The organism is Streptomyces sp. NPDC047061, assembly GCF_040643955.1.
Taxonomy (GTDB): domain Bacteria; phylum Actinomycetota; class Actinomycetes; order Streptomycetales; family Streptomycetaceae; genus Streptomyces.
Genome location: NZ_JBEYVI010000006.1, coordinates 114,542 through 130,255, shown reverse-complemented (window position 1 = coordinate 130,255; position 15,714 = coordinate 114,542). Strand labels below are relative to the sequence as shown.

Sequence of the window (15,714 nt, the reverse complement as noted above, 5' to 3'; positions counted from 1 at the left end):
CCAGTCTTCCACTGGTGGGCCACGCTCGATTATGGGGGCAGTCTTAGTCGGCCAGCTGCCACAGATTCACGGACGTTCGGTCCTTGGAGACTGTGTACCAAGCGCCGCCCCCTGCTGAGTGGGCAGGCCCCCAGACAGGGAAGGGGTAAGAAATCTCGTCCTGCAGGCTCATTCCTGGCACGTCTACCAGCCAGTGGCGGACCGTGCCGTACCGGACGTCGCATTCAGAGGTTCCGGCAACAATGAGGTCTTCATTCACAAAGGCGGCTCCATAGTCCCAGTACACCCTGTCTCCACCTGTGCTCTGCGGGTGCGTCGGCAGGTTGTCTTGGGCGCTCAATTCCCGCAGGAGAGAACCGTCCTCCACCTGGTGGAGGGAGAGGGACCATTGCCCAACAGGCACAGTGAGGAGGTGTTGGCCACCGGGACTCACATCGAGGAGAACCCGCTCGATGCCGATCTGTTCGGCAATAAGCTGCTGCCCATCCCAGCGTCCCCACAAAACGGGCGACCCCTCCTCGCCCTCGCCGATACTCAAGCCCATCTGCGTAGGGTCCGGATGTGTCGTGTGCTCGGAATTCGAGGCCACAGTCTTGGTGTTGACACGTCCTAGGACCTCTCCGGTCACAGTGTCCAGGACCACCCACAGTTCCTCTTTGTCTTCCGTAACCTCATCGGCGCCCAAGGGGCCGATGAGGTGCGCCCAGACAAGCCTGCCGTCTGACGGGAGGGCGACAGAGCCACTGTCGGAGTAGAAGTGGTCCTCGTCATGGGCGTATTCGTCGAACGAATGATGCATCAGGGAGCAACTGCCATTCCAACAACTGTGCTGCACCTCCCACCGCGTCGCACCAGTCGGCTCGACCGATCGCACGGCGTGCAGGCCGGCGAACAGTGCCACGTCTCGTTGTGGTGACACTGTCACTGACCCGAAGCGACGCGGCCAAGGAGCCGGGAAGCGGACCTCGTGCGCTAGATCGGTGCTGGGGATGTCCAGGTCGACGGCCAACAATTCAGTGTCACCCCGCTGAATGAGCAGCCGGCGGCCGGACCAGTGCAGCACCTGTGGAGCCTCCGCTGATGTCGGGTCCAGCGGAGCAGCCACAGTGGTGACGAGACGAGCAGCGACAGTCACAGAATCCTCCAGCCACGGATGAGACGCGATGCGAGCGTCAGGCGTCCACCATATGGGCAACCCAGGCCTCACCCGGGTGGACTCAGTACCGGGGTACGACGAACGCGTGACCTGGCTCGCGATGACAGGTATGGGCTCACGCCAAGTGACATCGGGGCTAGAGCGACTTCAGGAAGTCGATCAGCTGCCCGAGCATCCTCTCGAACTCATGGGCACTCATCCGACAGTCCTCGAACTGCCCGTACATGTCGCCGAGTTCGATCTCGCCCGGCCCCACGCGACTGACCTGTGCGCTCGTGGTTGCCAGGGTGTAGTCGTCGCCGAACTCCTCCGCCATCCTCTGCCACTCGCGCAGATAGCTCTCCACGGAGTCGGGCGATTCGCCGAAGGGAATCAGCGCGGTCTCGACGGCGAGCCGCACGTTGTCCGGCACACCGGCGGGTGCGACGACCAAGATCATGCCATCCTCGTCCATCGTGAAGGACCACTCGTCGGTGTCCGTCATTCGTCGTCTTCCAGTCTCGAGTAAGCAGAAGGTGTCTCCAGCCGGCGTATCGGCCCATACCTCGAAGAGGAGAACATGTCTCCTGTTGGACGGCAGATCCAACTGCTCCTGCTGCCCGAAGATGAAGATCGGATACTGCAAGTGATTCGGGGCAGGTATCCGGAGGTGAACCTCATCGACTGCGTACCGTGGGCGGATGAGGAAACCCCGCCGGTGCGCGAGTCGGCGGCCGACTGCGGAACCATCGCAACCATCTGGAACCCCGGCATCCACCACAAATTGCCTGTGTATGTCGGTTCGAATGGTGCAGTCACCGGACCTGCAGTCGGGCCTGTCGTCCAATGGGTGCGGAGTTTGGAAAAGGTACCTGGGACTCTGGAATCCGGGCGTTGGGCTGCGGGGTTCGACAAGGAGAGGGATCCGGAAACGGCCTCCTTCGTCGGGTCTCTTTGGAGGATATTGAACCGCTTCACGACCCACCGGATGGTGTGCACGAGAGGGGCTGGAGTGGACGCTCCCCCAGTCGTTCCAGAACGGCGCTTCAGAGTGGGGCGGAAGGCTGCCGAGCGGGCACTGGAGGGCAGCCTGAATCTACGGTCGGGGGCGATGTACATGCGGCCCGAGGTCGGCTGAAGCCAGTGGCCCGGCGTCAGCGCGTCGCCGGCAGTCCCGCCGTGAACCGCGGCCCGTCCCCCCGGTGCTGCACCGGGAACGTCACCTTGAGGCCCTGCTCCTGGCCCGCCACCGACAGGTGGGTGACGTACTGCAGCCCCAGGAACGCCTTCTTGGAGCCGCCCGCGGAGACGTACGGCCGGGGCAGGTTCAGCAGCAGCTTGCCCGGTCTGCCGCCCCGGTTGCCGTCGAAGAAGAGCAGGCGCTGGTCGGTCATCACCATGTACAGCGGGCGGGGCGTGACCGTGGCCATGACCGTGCCCGCGCTGAGGACGCCCACCACGGCCGCGGTGAGTGCCTGCTTGCGTACGGAGACCGAGCCGACGCCGGCCAGGGAGGTGAACTCCACCTGTTCGCCCTGGAGCAGCAAGGGGGCTGCGGCGTCCAGCAGTTGGCGGGTTCGGCGGCTGTTGAGGGCCATGTGGGCTCCAAGGGGTGACGAAGGGGGAAGGAAAGGAAGGGAACTGCTCGCGGTCGCAGGCGGGCAGAAGCTGCGCAATGTAGGGATGTCAGGTGAACGGGAGTTGGCCGGGCAGTGCGGCAACGGTCAAGTCGGATCCCTGTTTTGACCGGGCCGGAGCCGCGTAATGCCTGGTGGGCCCACTGTCACAGCCTTCGCCTAGGATCCGCCGCATGTCGCACCCGTCATCCCTGCCGCCTCCCGACTTCGAGCTCGCCTCCGCCTTCCCCGAGGCCGCCTGGCTGCGGCAGGCGGCCGCCGTGTCCGACTGGGCGTCGATCCGGCAGTACGTCGACGGGCTGCCGTACGGGACGGACCGTAGCTTCGCCGTGGGCGTGCTCTCCGAGGTGGACGGGGTCGAGCAGTGGCTGCGCCCGCTCGTCGCCGCCGCTCCCGACGACGTGCTCGCCCTCACGGTGCTCGGCGCCCGCGAGGTGGACATCGGGTGGAAGATCCGGACCACGGCGCGCGCCAAGGACGTCAGCCGTGAGCAGTTCGCGGCACTGCACACGCACCTGCGCCAGGCCGAGCAACTGCTGATCCGGGCCACCGCGCTCGACCCGTCGTACGACGCGGCCTGGGCCGAGCGGATCACCACTGCCAAGGGGCTGCAGCTCGGGCAGAACGAGGCGCGGCGCCGTTACGACCGGCTGGCCAGGCACCACCCGCACCACTTCAGCGCGCAGGGGCGGCTGCTGCAGCAGTTGTGCCCCAAGTGGAGCGGGAGCTGGGAGGCGGCCCACGGCTTCGCCCGGGAGTGCCTGCTGGCCGCGCCCGAGGGGGCCATGAACGGCGGACTGGTGGCCGAGGTGCACATGGAACACTGGCTCGCCCTGCGCGGGCCGGAACGCGAGCAGTACCTGCGCCAGGACCACGTGCGCGCCGAACTCGTCGAGGCCGCCGAACGGTCCGCCCTCCACCCGTACTTCCACCGCGGCTACGGCTGGGTCACCGCCCAGGGCTGTTTCGCCGCGGTCTTCTCCCTCATGGAGGACACGGCACGGGCCGCCGCCTGCTTCCGCGCCCTCGGCAACCTCGCATCCGGCTACCCCTGGAGAAATCTGGGCAAGGACGCCGCCGCGACCTACACCCGCCACCGGGACACCGCCCTCGCCCGAGGATGACCACCGATCCCTTGCCCGAGGACGACCACCGATCCCTCGCCCAAGGGCAACCACCCGATCCCTCGCCCGAGGTGACCACCGCGATGCAGAGTCCGAACAGAGGCCGAAGATGAACCCTCAGGCCCATCAGGCCGCCGCCGCGCACGCGTCCGCCGTCCACCTCACCGAGGTCGACGGCATACCCACCCTCTTCGCGTACGCCTCCGGGCCGGTGCGCGCGGGTCTCGTCTTCCGTGTCGGCGTCGCCGACGAGACACTCGCCCGCGCCGGCGTCACGCACCTCGTCGAGCACCTGGCCCTGCACCGCCAGGGCCTGGCTGACTACCACTTCAACGGCGCGACCAAGGCCGCCTTCACCCACTTCCACGTGGAGGGCGCCGAGCACGAGGTCGCCGCCTACCTCCAGGGCGTCTGCGCCTCCCTCGCCGACCTGCCCATGGACCGCCTGGAGACCGAGAAGGAGATCCTGCGCACGGAGGAGTCCCGGCGCGAGAACCCCCAGCTCCCGCTGTGGCGCTACGGGGCCCAGGGGCACGGCCTGGTCAGCTACCCGGAGTGGGGCGTACGCGACCTGCGCCCGGACGACGTACGGCACTGGGCGCACGCCTGCTTCACCCAGGGCAACGCCGTGCTGTGGATCGCCGGCGAACGGCTCCCTGCCGGACTGTCGCTCAAATTGCCCGCCGGTGAGCGCCGCCCGATGCCCGCCGTCACCTCCGCGCTCCCGACGACCCCGGCCTACTTCTCCGACGGCCGGGGCGGGGTCCTGCTGGGCTCCGTCGTCACCGACACCGGCGCCGCCCGCCTGTACGCAGGTGTCCTGGAACGCGAACTCTCCCGCGCCCTGCGGCAGGAGGGCGGCTACTCGTACACCGCGGCCACCGACTACACCTCCCGCCGTGACGGGTTCGCGCTCGTGACCGCCTTCGCGGACGCCCTGCCCGCCAAGCAGGACGCGGTGCTCGGCGGGTTCGTCGACGTCCTCGCCGGGCTCCAGGCGGGCCGGATCGCGCAGACCGATCTGGACGCGGTGCGCACGCGCCTCGACGGGACCCTGACCGGGCCCGACGTGGCCGCACGGCGGCTGCCCGGGGCGGCGGAGGACCTGCTCGCCGGGCGGCCGCCCCGCACCCTCGACGACGTGCGGTCCGAGCTGTGGGCGGTGACGACCGGTCATCTGCACGCGGTGGCCGCGGAATCCGCCGCGACGGCGCTGATGCAGGTGCCCGCAGGCCACACCGCGGACTGGGCCGGTTACACGGCGGCCCCGACGAACTCGCGGTACGCGGTCACCGGGCGGCGGTTCGCGACGGTGGGCGGTGACGGCCCGGCGCTGGTGGTCGGGGACGAGGGCGTCAGCCTGACGGCGGAGAGGAAGGACGGGACGCAGGAGGCGGCGACCGTGCTCTACCGTGCCTGCGCCGCCGTACTGAACTGGCCCGACGGCGGCCGCCGGCTCATCGGCACCGACGGCATCGCCGTCGAGGTGGAGCCCGCTCTGTACGGGGTCGACGCGCACACGATGGCGGCCGTCGACGCCGCCGTACCGCCGGCTGCGGTGGTCCGGCTGCCGCCCCGCCAGCAGCCGCCTGATCCCACGGCACACCGGTCGGCGCCGCCCGAGCGGACACAGGGACAGACGCAGACGCCGGACCGGCCCGCCCCCGTCCGGCGCACCGGCGGGCAGACGGCTGCCGTGGTCGTCCTCGGCCTGTTCGGCGGTCTGTTCGCCTTCCTGGCCCTCGCCGTCACCGTCTTCGGCGGCAGCGATCCCGAGACCAGTACGGGGGAGTGGATCGCCCTCGCGGGCTTCCTGTGGGGCGTCACCGCGCTGCTCGCGTGGCCCGCCGTACGGATCCTGCGGCGCACCCGACGGGTGTGAGAAGCGCTAGCGCAGGTACGGGTTCCCCGCCACCGGCGGCGGTGCCATCACGCCGTACCCCTGCCCCGGCCCCTGCGGCCTCGGGGTCCGCTTGTCGAACAGGGCGAACAGGAGCAGACCCGTCGCCATCAGCAGACACAGGACGACCACCACGCCCAGCACCGGATCGCCGTCCTTGCCGGGGACGAGGGACTCCCAGCTCAGCGTCACCGTCTCGTAGAGCGCGAACGAGGCGAAGGCGCCCCAGTCCGAGCCCCGGCCGCGGCGGATCGCCACGTACAGGAACGGCACCCAGGCCAGCAGGCCCAAGGTTCCCCATACCAGGACCGACCAGGCTATTCGCTGGAACCAACCGGCCTCGAGACGCTTTTCCAACCCGACCCCCACGCAGGCCCCCGCAGCGGAGGAAGCGGAGGGTTCGGCGAAAGGTTAGAGCAACGGCCCGGCGCTGTCAGACGGTGTCGTGCGCCGGGGCGGTGCTGGGGCGGTGCCGGGGCGGTGCGGGGGTGGCGGCCGGCGGTCGCCGATCCGTCGGGGGTTCGGGCACCACCTGGGAGTTTGCTGTGTCTTGAGGGAATCTTGTGGCGCCTTGGGGACGGGGTTTCCCGATCTTGGTGGTGGTATCGGCTATCGTGCGATGCTCCTACGGCGTCGCGTGACGTGTCATCGTCAATCAGGCGCGCCGTTCCGGGGGTTCAGAGGTTTTCAGCGGGCGTACGCCGTCGCCAGACGCCGCGGTACGCCGCTCAGACGCGTACGGGAGACGTACGCATGGAGGGGTGGGGGATGGCCGAGCACCGGCAGTCCAGGAAGCTCAGGTACATCGCGTGGGCGGTGGCCGGTGCCGCCGTCGTCGCGGGGGGCGGCATCGCGGCGCAGGCTTCGATGGCGGCCACCACCTGGCCGGCCCAGAAGACGTTCACGGGCCACGCCTTCGACACCTGCGCCGCGCCCTCGCTGAACGCCATGACGGCCTGGAAGGGCGGCCTCTACGGCGCCGCCGCCGTCTACGTAGGCGGCAAGAACCGCGGCTGCAGCCAGCCCAACCTCACCGCCTCCTGGGTCAAGTCGGTCAACTCCCTCGGCTGGAAGCTCATCCCGCTCTACGTCGGCGCCCAGCCGCCCTGCCAGAGCGGCTCCAACCCCGAGAAGCTCACCGCCTCCACCGCCGCCTCCCTCGGCGTGAGCGACGCCACCGACGCGGCGGCCAAGGCGTCGGCGCTCGGCATGAAGGCCGGCAGCCCGATCTACCTCGACATGGAGTCGTACGACACCACGGACACGGCCTGCAACAACGCCGTGCTGACGTACGTGCGTTCCTTCTCCAAGACGCTGCGCGCCAAGGTCTACCGCAGCGGCTACTACGGCTTCACCAGCTCCAGCGCCAAAGCCATCGCCACCGCGACCGACAAGACGGACCTGCCGGGCAACCTCTGGTACGCGCTCTGGGACAAGAAGTACACGACCACGACGGACTGGCCGTGGGGCTCCACCCAGTACACCGGCCACAGCCGCGCGCACCAGTACATCGTCAACAGCAAGGAGACGCGGAACGGGTACACGATCACCGTGGACCGCGACGCGTGGGACGCACCGGTCGCGATCGTCGGCTGAACCCGTGTGAGACCCGTGTGACGACGGAGAAGGGGCGGGAGATGAAGGTGGTCGCCATACCGGCGGCGGTCCAAAGGGGCGCGGTGCGCGTGGGGTTCGCCGCGCTGCCCGTGCTCACCCTGGGACTGCTGTGCAACGTACCGTCCCTGATCCTCGCCCTGCGCCGGCGCACCCGCGCCGACTGGTGGGCCTTCGCCGGGTTCAGCGCGGTCCTGGTGGCCTGGATCACCGATCTCGGGCTGACCCCGGACGACACCCACGGCCTGCTGTTCACGTCCGACCTGCTGCTGATCCTGCTGTCCATGGCAGGTGCCTCGCTGCACGCCTGGACGATGTGGCCCCGGCTGGCGGCCGGACGGCGCTGACCGCGCTGCGGACGGCGCGCGGGCGGACACAGGGCAACAGGGCAAGGCGCAGAGCTCGAAAGCAGGCAGGCAAGTGGCCAAACGGGTGAGACAGGTGTCGCAGGCGCGCACCAACCGGCCGGAGCGGTCCGGGCGGTTCGCCGTCGTGGGGGGCGCCGCCGTCACATGGCTGCGCTCCCTCCGCGGGCGCACCATCGCACTGGCGGCGGGCGGGGTCGCCGTCGTGGCCGCCGTGGTCGTCACCGTCGTACTCGTCTCCTCCGGGGACGACGGCCGGCCCCCGATCCCCGACACCCGGGCCCGCCACTACACCGACGTCGACGCCTGTCTGCTCACCGGTGAGAAGGGCATCAGCGGCGGGACCGCCGCGGCCGTCTGGCAGGGCATGCAGGACGCCTCGCTGAAGACCCACGCGCGCGTGAGCTACGCGCAGGTGCTCGGCGAGCAGAGCACCGGCAACGCACGCCCCTTCCTCAACAGCCTGCTCCAGCGCTCCTGCGACGTCGTCCTCGCGGTGGGGCGGCCCGAGGTCACGGCCGCGGCACAGACCGCGCCCACGCACAAGAGCGTGTGCTTCGTGCTGGTGGGCGGCGGTGGAACGGCCGCTTCCAACGTGGCCGACGTCTCCGCCGGCGACGGAGTGCGGGCCGACGTGGCCGGCGCCGTCGAGCGGGCGGTGGCCGGACAGGGCTGAGCGCCGTTCCGCCTCGGGGCGCGTGGTGGGCAGGTGGCGGGTACGCGGTGGGCAGGTGGCGGGCACGTGGCGAGTGCGCGGCTACCCGCAAACCCTTCCGGGGGGTGGCGCGGCGGTGCCGGATACGGCTGTGAATCGTTGGTCGAATGGGTTGGCCAGAGCTTGCCCACTGCCTACCATCGATCACCGCAAGACTTTGTGCACCGTCGCACAATCTCCTCGGGAGGCACCCTTGCACCGCCGCCGTCGCACCGCGCTCGTCCTCGCCGCCGCGATCGCCGCCGCGGCCCCCTTCCTCACCGCCTGCGGAAGCGACGCGCACCCGGGCGCCGCGGCCGTCGTGGGCGGCCAGCGGATCACCGTCTCGCAGCTGGAGACCCGTGTGAACGAGGTGCGCCAGGCCCAGCGTGCCGCGGTCCCGGACGAGACGCAGTACCAGCAGGTGCTGTCCGCCACCAGCAGCCTCACCCGGGACACCCTCTACAACATGGTCCTCGACCGGGTGCTGCACCAGGCCGCCCAGACCGCGGGCGTCACCGTCACCCGTGCGGAGGTCGAGCAGATGCGCTCCGGCCTCGAACAGCAGGCCGGCGGCTCCGCGGCGCTGCAGACCGCCTGGCTGCAGAAGTACGGCATCGCCCCCGAGCGCCTGGACGACAACCTCCGCTTCCAGGTGGAGGCCAAGAAGCTCGCCCAGGTGCTCGGCACCGACACCTCGCAGCCTGCCTTCTGGAAGGCCCTGGCGAGTGCCTCCAAGGAGCTCCACGTGGACCTCAACCCGCGCTACGGCGCCTGGGACGTCCAGAAGAGCAGCCGGGTGGACGCCAAGACGCCGTGGGTACGGGAGGTCACGTCGGCGGGGACGCAGGTGTCGGCGTAGGGGAGGTCACGGGGGTAGTCACCTTGATGCCGGTCATACGATCACTTGATCGCCCCCGCCCTGTGGACAAACCGCGAGGTCGGCGGCGGCGGTGCGTTACGTTCGGAGCGTGAACACCACAAGGCCCGAACCCACCACCCCGGACCCCTCTCCTACGCCCGCGGCTGCCGACGCCGGCCGCGTCGTCCTGCTGACCACCAGCCACCGGGTCGCCCCCGGCCTGCTGTCCTGGCCCGCCTGGCAGGCGCTGCACGCGGCGGACCGGGTGCTGTGCGCGGACGGCGCGCATCCGCAGCTGCCGTACCTGCGGGAGGCCGGGACGGCCGTGGACGAGGCCGCCCCCACCGCCCAGGAGCTGGTCGACGCCTGCGCCGGCGGCCGGACGGTGGTGGTCGTGGCCGCGGGCGAGGGCGAGCCCGCCCTCACGGACGGCCTGGCCCGCCTGGCCGGCTCCGGCCGCGTCCGGATGCCCGAGCTGGAACTGCTCCCCGCCTCCTACGACCTGCCCGGCGCCCGCCTCCTCGACCTCGTCCAGGTCATGGACCGGATCCGCGAGGAGTGCCCCTGGTCGTCCCGGCAGACCCACAAGGGCCTCGCGAAGTACGGCATCGAGGAGGCGTACGAACTCGTCGAGGCGATCGAGGAGGGCGACCGCGACGAACTCCGGGAGGAACTGGGCGACGTGCTCCTCCAGGTCGTCTTCCACGCGCGGATCGCGGAGGAGGACCCGGACGCCCCCTTCTCGATCGACGACGTGGCGGGCGGCATCGTCGCCAAGCTCATCCACCGCCACCCGCACGTCTTCGGCGACGAGACCGCGGCGACGCCGGAGGAGGTCAAGGAGCACTGGCTGCGCACGAAGGCCATAGAGAAGCGGCGCGAGTCGGTGACGGACGGGATACCGCTCGCGCAGCCGGGTCTCGCGCTGGCGGCGAAGCTGGCCTCGCGGGTGCGGACGGCGGGACTGGAGGTGCCGCTCCCGCAGGAGCAGGGCATCGGGTACGAGCTGCTCGCGCTGGCGGCCCGCGCGGAGGCGGAGGGCGTCGACCCCGAGGCGGCCCTGCGGGCAGCGGCCCGGGCCTACCGGGACGCGGTGCGGGTGACGGAGGGAGTGGAGAAGTGACCGCGCCCGCGCCCGACCTGTTCACCTGGGAGTTCGCCGCCGACCCCTACCCCGCCTACGCCTGGCTGCGGGAGCACGAACCCGTGCGGCGGACCAGGCTGCCCAGTGGGGTGGAGGCCTGGCTGGTCACGCGGTACGGGGACGCCAAGCAGGCGCTGGCCGACCCGAGGCTCTCCAAGAACCCTGCGCATCACGACGAGCCCGCGCACGCCAAGGGGAAGACCGGCATTCCCGGGGAGCGCAAGGCCGAGTTGATGACGCACCTGCTGAACATCGATCCGCCCGACCACACCCGGCTGCGGCGGCTGGTGAGCAAGGCGTTCACACCGCGCCGGGTGGCCGAGTTCGCGCCGCGGGTGCAGGAGCTCACCGACCGGCTCATCGACGGGTTCGCGGCGTCCGGGTCCGCCGACCTCATCCACGAGTTCGCCTTCCCGCTCCCCATCTACGCCATCTGCGACCTGCTCGGCGTCCCGCGCGAGGACCAGGACGACTTCCGGGACTGGGCGGGGATGATGATCCGACACGGGGGAGGGCCGCGGGGCGGGGTCGCGCGGTCGGTGAAGAAGATGCGGGGGTACCTGGCCGAGCTGATCCACCGGAAGAGGCAGGAGCTGCCCGCCGAGCCGGCCCCAGGTGAGGACCTCATCTCCGGGCTCATCCGGGCCTCGGACCACGGTGAGCACCTCACCGAGAACGAGGCCGCGGCCATGGCGTTCATCCTGTTGTTCGCCGGGTTCGAGACCACCGTCAACCTGATCGGGAACGGGACGTACGCGCTGCTCACCCACCCCGAGCAGCGCGCCCGGCTGCAGGACTCCCTCGCCGCCGGTGAGCGCGGGCTGCTGGAGACCGGTGTCGAGGAACTGCTGCGCTACGACGGGCCGGTGGAGCTGGCCACCTGGCGGTTCGCCACCGAGCCGGTGGACATCGGCGGGCAGCACATCGCGCCCGGCGACCCGGTCCTGGTCGTCCTGGCCGCGGCGGACCGGGACCCGGAGCGGTTCGCCCGACCGGACACCCTCGACCTCTCACGCCGGGACAACCAGCACCTCGGATACGGCCACGGCATCCACTACTGCCTCGGCGCCCCGCTGGCCCGCCTGGAGGGCCAGACCGCCCTCGCCACCCTCCTCACCCGCCTCCCCGACCTGCGACTCGCGGCAGACGAAGGGGAGTTGCGGTGGCGTGGCGGGCTCATCATGCGCGGACTGCGCACGCTGCCCGTGGAGTTCACGCCCGTCGGCCGATGAGCCCTCGCCGAGCCGTCTCCGGGTCCTCACCGAAGCCGCTACCGGCCCGTACGGGCAAAAGGTGACTAGCGTTCAAGTCTGTGATCTTCACGTGATCTGCGCGGCATTAACTTGTGACAAGTGATCGTCTGCCGATACGTTCACCCATCAGTGCGGCGCCCCTGCGGGACCCGCCGCGCCGGTCATCGCTGTCGCTCGAAAGGTTTCCGCATGCTCTCCGGGAACGGTCGTCACCGTCGCCCCCGTCAGGCTCCGGCTCTCCTCGTCGCGGCCGGCGTGACCGGCTCCGCCATCGCCATCCCGCTCCTCGGCGCGGTGAGCGCCAACGCGGCCGACGGCTCCACCTGGGACCAGGTGGCCCAGTGCGAGAGCGGCGGCTCCTGGAGCGCCGACGACGGCACCGGCTACTACGGCGGCCTCCAGATCTCCCTGGACGACTGGAGCGAGTACGGGGGCCTGGACTACGCCGGTACGCCCGACCAGGCGAGCCGTTCGCAGCAGATCGCGGTCGCCGAGAAGATACTCGCCGACCAGGGCACCAAGCCCTGGCGGACCTGCGCCCTGATCGCCGGACTCTCTTCCGACGACGCCTCGGTGAACGTCGACACGGGACTTGACGACTCGGGTGATTCGTCCGGTTCCTCCGACTCGTCGGACTCGTCCTCCGGGCTGTCGAATTCGTCGTCGTCCTCCTCCTCCGATTCCGGCTCCTCCTCGGGTGCCGCGGACTCCGGGGGCGACTCCGCCACTCCCTCTCCGAGCGCGAGCGGTGACTCCAAGAAGGACACCCCCAGTAAATCCACCAAGACGGACAAGTCGGAATCTTCCGACTCCGGCACTTCGAAGGCGAGCGAGAGTCCCGTCATCCCCGAGAGTGACGACTCGGACAATTCGGGGCAGGCTGAAGGCTCTTGGAGCCTGGTCGACACGGGGGCCGTCGGCAGTGGTGGCAAGCATCGCGGCGGCTCGGCGGACGAAAGCGTGACAAACGGTCAGAGTGCCACCTCCTCGGGTCGTCACGCCGTGCGTGACAGCGGCACCTACACCGTCCGCGCCGGCGACACCCTCGCCTCCATCGCCGACTCCCTTGACCTCGACGGCGGATGGCGTGCGCTCTACGCCGCGAACAAGGCGGACATCGGTGCCGACCCGAACGACATCAGTGCCGGTCAGACCCTGAAACTCGGTAGCTAAACGGACGAAAAGCGACGGGAGTTGGGGTCTGTGAGCCGCCCCATTTCGAAGCCAAATGTCCGGTTTGGTGAAAGTGTGGGATGAGTCTCAGAAGCCCTGATCATCTTTGAAATTCACCTGATGCCCTGTTTACGGTCGAGGCCGCTCGTCACCACGAGCCCCGGCCGTCGCAACGCCGAGTCCTGCCAGCGGCCGTCCGGGAACAGTCGACGCGTCATGCGCCGTAGGCAGGAGCGGGGGACCCAAGGTAAGTGCCGTGATGGGTGGTTGAGACCGCCGATCCGGCTCGGGGTGAAGCCGCGCACCGACACACGGGTGTGCGGCCGGGCAACTCAACCGGCCCGAACCCGACAGCTCACCTCGCAGGCGTCGGTGAGGGGATCGATCCATGCTGTTTTCCGGCAAGGGCAAGCACCGTCGTCCGTCCAGGGCCGTCCGCGCCATCGCTGTCGCCGGTGTCACCGGCGTCGCCGTCGCCGCCCCGCTGATGGCGGCCGGCAGCGCCTCCGCCGCCACCGCCTCCGAGTGGGACGCCGTCGCCCAGTGCGAGTCCGGCGGCAACTGGGCCATCAACACGGGCAACGGCTACTACGGCGGCCTGCAGTTCTCCGCCTCCACCTGGGCCGCGTACGGCGGCACGCAGTACGCCGCGCAGGCCAACCAGGCCACCAAGGCGCAGCAGATCACGATCGCCGAGAAGGTCCTCGCCGCGCAGGGCAAGGGCGCCTGGCCGGTCTGCGGCACGGGCCTGTCCAACGCCACCTACACCGGCAGCAGCGCCTCCGGCTCCTCGTCGAGCAGCACGAGCACGAGCAGCCGTACGACCGACACGCAGGCCGCCTCCCGCTCCGCCGAGCGCCCGGCCGCGACCAGGACCGTCACCACCCCGACGGGCAAGAAGGTCAAGAAGGGCAACGGCGAGTACAAGGTCGTCAAGGGCGACACCCTCAGCTCGATCGCCGAGAAGCACAAGGTCAAGGGCGGCTGGCAGGCGCTGTTCAAGCTGAACAAGGGCATCGTCGCCGACGCCGACTTCATCTACCCGGGTCAGCAGCTGCACCTGAAGTAGGAGGACGCGGGGCGGTCGCCGCACGTGCGAGGTCGTCGCACATATTAAGCGGCACCCAGCTGAACCACAGCGCCCGCACAGCCGTGGTCCCCATAGTGGGGATCACGTGAGGGCCACCCCCGTCCCCACGGGCCCCCGCCTCGGTGCGTTTTCCCCCGTACGCACCGGGGCGGGGTTTCTCTTTGCCGTCCCCTTCCCGGCCCGCTTCTCGGCCCCCTTCTCGGCCCCCTTCTTGGCCCGCTCTTCTTCCGTTCTTCATCGGGCCCCCCTTTGTTCCGCACGTGAACAATGAGTACCGTCTGTGTGTCCACGGGCCGGTCGGTCGTGCCGGCCGACGGCCCTGGGACGGTTAGGCTCTAGTCGCAAGGCTGAGCAAGGGCCGACGAGGCCCGCGTGCGCCCCGCACAACCAGCGTCACATCCCAAGAAGGAGATGCTCGTGCCGTCCATCGACGTCGTCGTAGCCCGGGAAATCCTGGACTCCCGAGGCAACCCCACGGTCGAGGTCGAGGTCGGCCTCGACGACGGCAGCACTGGTCGTGCCGCCGTCCCGTCCGGCGCCTCCACCGGTGCCTTCGAGGCCATCGAGCTCCGTGACGGCGACCCCAACCGCTACCTGGGCAAGGGTGTCGAGAAGGCCGTCCTCGCCGTCATCGAGCAGATCGGCCCGGAGCTGGTCGGCTACGACGCCACCGAGCAGCGCCTGATCGACCAGGCCATGTTCGACCTGGACGCCACCGACAACAAGGGCTCGCTCGGCGCCAACGCCATCCTCGGTGTCTCCCTCGCCGTCGCGCACGCCGCCTCCGAGGCGTCCGACCTCCCGCTGTTCCGCTACCTCGGTGGCCCGAACGCGCACCTGCTGCCCGTCCCGATGATGAACATCCTCAACGGCGGCTCGCACGCGGACTCCAACGTCGACATCCAGGAGTTCATGATCGCCCCGATCGGCGCGGAGTCCTTCTCCGAGGCGCTGCGCTGGGGTGCCGAGGTCTACCACACCCTCAAGAAGGTCCTGAAGGGCAAGGGCCTGGCCACCGGCCTCGGCGACGAGGGCGGCTTCGCCCCGAACCTGGAGTCGAACCGCGCCGCGCTCGACCTCATCCTGGAGGCGATCAAGCAGGCCGGTTACGTCCCCGGTGAGCAGATCGCGCTCGCGCTCGACGTCGCCGCGTCCGAGTTCTACAAGGACGGCAAGTACGAGTTCGAGGGCAAGTCCCGCTCGGCCGCCGAGATGACCGAGTACTACGAGGAGCTCGTCGCCTCCTACCCGCTGGTCTCCATCGAGGACCCGCTGTTCGAGGACGACTGGGCCGGCTGGAAGGTCCTCACCGACAAGCTCGGCGACAAGGTGCAGATCGTCGGCGACGACCTGTTCGTCACCAACCCGGAGCGCCTCGCCCGCGGCATCGAGGAGGGCACCGCCAACGCCCTGCTGGTCAAGGTGAACCAGATCGGTTCGCTGACCGAGACCCTGGACGCCGTCGAGCTCGCCCAGCGCAACGGCTTCAAGTGCATGATGTCGCACCGCTCCGGCGAGACCGAGGACGTCACCATCGCCGACCTCGCCGTCGCCACCAACTGCGGCCAGATCAAGACCGGCGCCCCGGCCCGCTCCGAGCGCGTCGCCAAGTACAACCAGCTGCTGCGCATCGAGGAGATCCTCGACGACGCCGCGGTGTACGCGGGCCGCAGCGCCTTCCCCCGCTTCAAGGGCTGAGCCCGCTGGAGGGTAAGGCTTAGCC

The 15,714-nt window shown here is 69.9% G+C and carries 15 protein-coding genes and 1 riboswitch; of the genes, 11 read left to right on the top strand and 4 right to left on the bottom strand.

The genetic code is table 11. The features are described from left to right. Positions 1-43: 43 nt before the first annotated feature. From ABZ887_RS12845 to ABZ887_RS12835, 3 genes are all read right to left on the bottom strand, one after another. Positions 44-799, bottom strand: a complete 756-nt coding sequence (locus ABZ887_RS12845; RefSeq protein ID WP_361287035.1) for a hypothetical protein — start codon at positions 797-799, stop codon at positions 44-46. A 493-nt stretch (positions 800-1,292) separates the two neighbouring features. Next, positions 1,293-1,640, bottom strand: a complete 348-nt coding sequence (locus ABZ887_RS12840; protein ID WP_361287032.1) for a hypothetical protein — start codon at positions 1,638-1,640, stop codon at positions 1,293-1,295. Between the two features lie 649 nt (positions 1,641-2,289). Further along, entirely contained in the window at positions 2,290-2,733 is a 444-nt protein-coding gene (locus ABZ887_RS12835) for a hypothetical protein (RefSeq protein WP_361287029.1), read from the bottom strand. Positions 2,734-2,945: 212 nt separating this feature from the next. On the opposite strand from ABZ887_RS12835, the gene ABZ887_RS12830 reads away from it, so the two are divergent. Both ABZ887_RS12830 and ABZ887_RS12825 read left to right on the top strand, forming a co-directional pair. Continuing rightward, positions 2,946-3,896: a hypothetical protein gene (locus ABZ887_RS12830; RefSeq protein ID WP_361287026.1), complete on the top strand. Its 951-nt coding sequence runs from the start codon at positions 2,946-2,948 to the stop codon at positions 3,894-3,896. A 109-nt stretch (positions 3,897-4,005) separates the two neighbouring features. Further along, the gene (locus ABZ887_RS12825; RefSeq protein ID WP_361287023.1) at positions 4,006-5,778 is read left to right on the top strand and encodes an insulinase family protein; all 1,773 of its coding nucleotides are present in this window, start codon (positions 4,006-4,008) and stop codon (positions 5,776-5,778) included. Between the two features lie 6 nt (positions 5,779-5,784). Here the strand turns inward: ABZ887_RS12825 and ABZ887_RS12820 are convergent, their stop codons facing one another. After that, positions 5,785-6,153, bottom strand: a complete 369-nt coding sequence (locus ABZ887_RS12820; protein WP_361287020.1) for a hypothetical protein — start codon at positions 6,151-6,153, stop codon at positions 5,785-5,787. 411 nt (positions 6,154-6,564) lie between these two features. On the opposite strand from ABZ887_RS12820, the gene ABZ887_RS12815 reads away from it, so the two are divergent. The 9 genes from ABZ887_RS12815 to eno all read left to right on the top strand — a co-directional run bounded on the left by ABZ887_RS12815 (position 6,565) and on the right by eno (position 15,689). Beyond that, positions 6,565-7,392, top strand: a complete 828-nt coding sequence (locus ABZ887_RS12815; RefSeq protein WP_361287017.1) for a glycoside hydrolase domain-containing protein — start codon at positions 6,565-6,567, stop codon at positions 7,390-7,392. Between the two features lie 17 nt (positions 7,393-7,409). Beyond that, positions 7,410-7,757: a hypothetical protein gene (locus ABZ887_RS12810; RefSeq protein WP_361287014.1), complete on the top strand. Its 348-nt coding sequence runs from the start codon at positions 7,410-7,412 to the stop codon at positions 7,755-7,757. Between the two features lie 94 nt (positions 7,758-7,851). Beyond that, on the top strand, positions 7,852-8,451 hold the full coding sequence (locus ABZ887_RS12805) for a hypothetical protein (RefSeq protein WP_361287011.1): 600 nt from the start codon (positions 7,852-7,854) through the stop codon (positions 8,449-8,451). Between the two features lie 232 nt (positions 8,452-8,683). Next, entirely contained in the window at positions 8,684-9,331 is a 648-nt protein-coding gene (locus ABZ887_RS12800) for a SurA N-terminal domain-containing protein (RefSeq protein WP_361287008.1), read from the top strand. A gap of 187 nt (positions 9,332-9,518) precedes the next feature. After that, positions 9,519-10,454, top strand: a complete 936-nt coding sequence (locus ABZ887_RS12795) for a nucleoside triphosphate pyrophosphohydrolase (RefSeq protein WP_361287350.1) — start codon at positions 9,519-9,521, stop codon at positions 10,452-10,454. Beyond that, on the top strand, positions 10,451-11,707 hold the full coding sequence (locus ABZ887_RS12790; RefSeq protein WP_361287005.1) for a cytochrome P450: 1,257 nt from the start codon (positions 10,451-10,453) through the stop codon (positions 11,705-11,707). The genes ABZ887_RS12795 and ABZ887_RS12790 overlap by 4 nt, the downstream gene beginning before the upstream one ends. A 210-nt stretch (positions 11,708-11,917) precedes the next feature. Then, positions 11,918-12,901 carry a transglycosylase family protein gene (locus ABZ887_RS12785; protein ID WP_361287002.1) on the top strand — a complete coding sequence of 328 codons (984 nt, stop codon included), beginning with the start codon at positions 11,918-11,920 and terminating at the stop codon, positions 12,899-12,901. 209 nt (positions 12,902-13,110) lie between these two features. Continuing rightward, a riboswitch (cyclic di-AMP (ydaO/yuaA leader) is annotated at positions 13,111-13,285 on the top strand. 4 nt (positions 13,286-13,289) lie between these two features. Continuing rightward, positions 13,290-13,970 (top strand): transglycosylase family protein, encoded by a 681-nt coding sequence (locus tag ABZ887_RS12780; protein ID WP_361286999.1) that lies wholly within the window; start codon positions 13,290-13,292, stop codon positions 13,968-13,970. 432 nt (positions 13,971-14,402) lie between these two features. Continuing rightward, positions 14,403-15,689 (top strand): phosphopyruvate hydratase, encoded by a 1,287-nt coding sequence (gene eno / locus ABZ887_RS12775; protein ID WP_351710944.1) that lies wholly within the window; start codon positions 14,403-14,405, stop codon positions 15,687-15,689. Positions 15,690-15,714 lie beyond the last annotated feature (25 nt).

Excerpts from the sequence above, each read along its gene's own strand:
- eno (WP_351710944.1), top strand. The coding sequence starts at position 14,403 with ATGCTCGTGCCGTCCATCGACGTCGTCGTAGCCCGGGAAATCCTGGAC.
- ABZ887_RS12830 (WP_361287026.1), top strand. The coding sequence starts at position 2,946 with ATGTCGCACCCGTCATCCCTGCCGCCTCCCGACTTCGAGCTCGCCTCC.
- ABZ887_RS12835 (WP_361287029.1), bottom strand. The coding sequence starts at position 2,733 with ATGGCCCTCAACAGCCGCCGAACCCGCCAACTGCTGGACGCCGCAGCC.
- ABZ887_RS12780 (WP_361286999.1), top strand. The coding sequence starts at position 13,290 with ATGCTGTTTTCCGGCAAGGGCAAGCACCGTCGTCCGTCCAGGGCCGTC.
- ABZ887_RS12815 (WP_361287017.1), top strand. The coding sequence starts at position 6,565 with ATGGCCGAGCACCGGCAGTCCAGGAAGCTCAGGTACATCGCGTGGGCG.
- ABZ887_RS12785 (WP_361287002.1), top strand. The coding sequence starts at position 11,918 with ATGCTCTCCGGGAACGGTCGTCACCGTCGCCCCCGTCAGGCTCCGGCT.
- ABZ887_RS12845 (WP_361287035.1), bottom strand. The coding sequence starts at position 799 with ATGCATCATTCGTTCGACGAATACGCCCATGACGAGGACCACTTCTAC.
- ABZ887_RS12825 (WP_361287023.1), top strand. The coding sequence starts at position 4,006 with ATGAACCCTCAGGCCCATCAGGCCGCCGCCGCGCACGCGTCCGCCGTC.
- ABZ887_RS12840 (WP_361287032.1), bottom strand. The coding sequence starts at position 1,640 with ATGACGGACACCGACGAGTGGTCCTTCACGATGGACGAGGATGGCATG.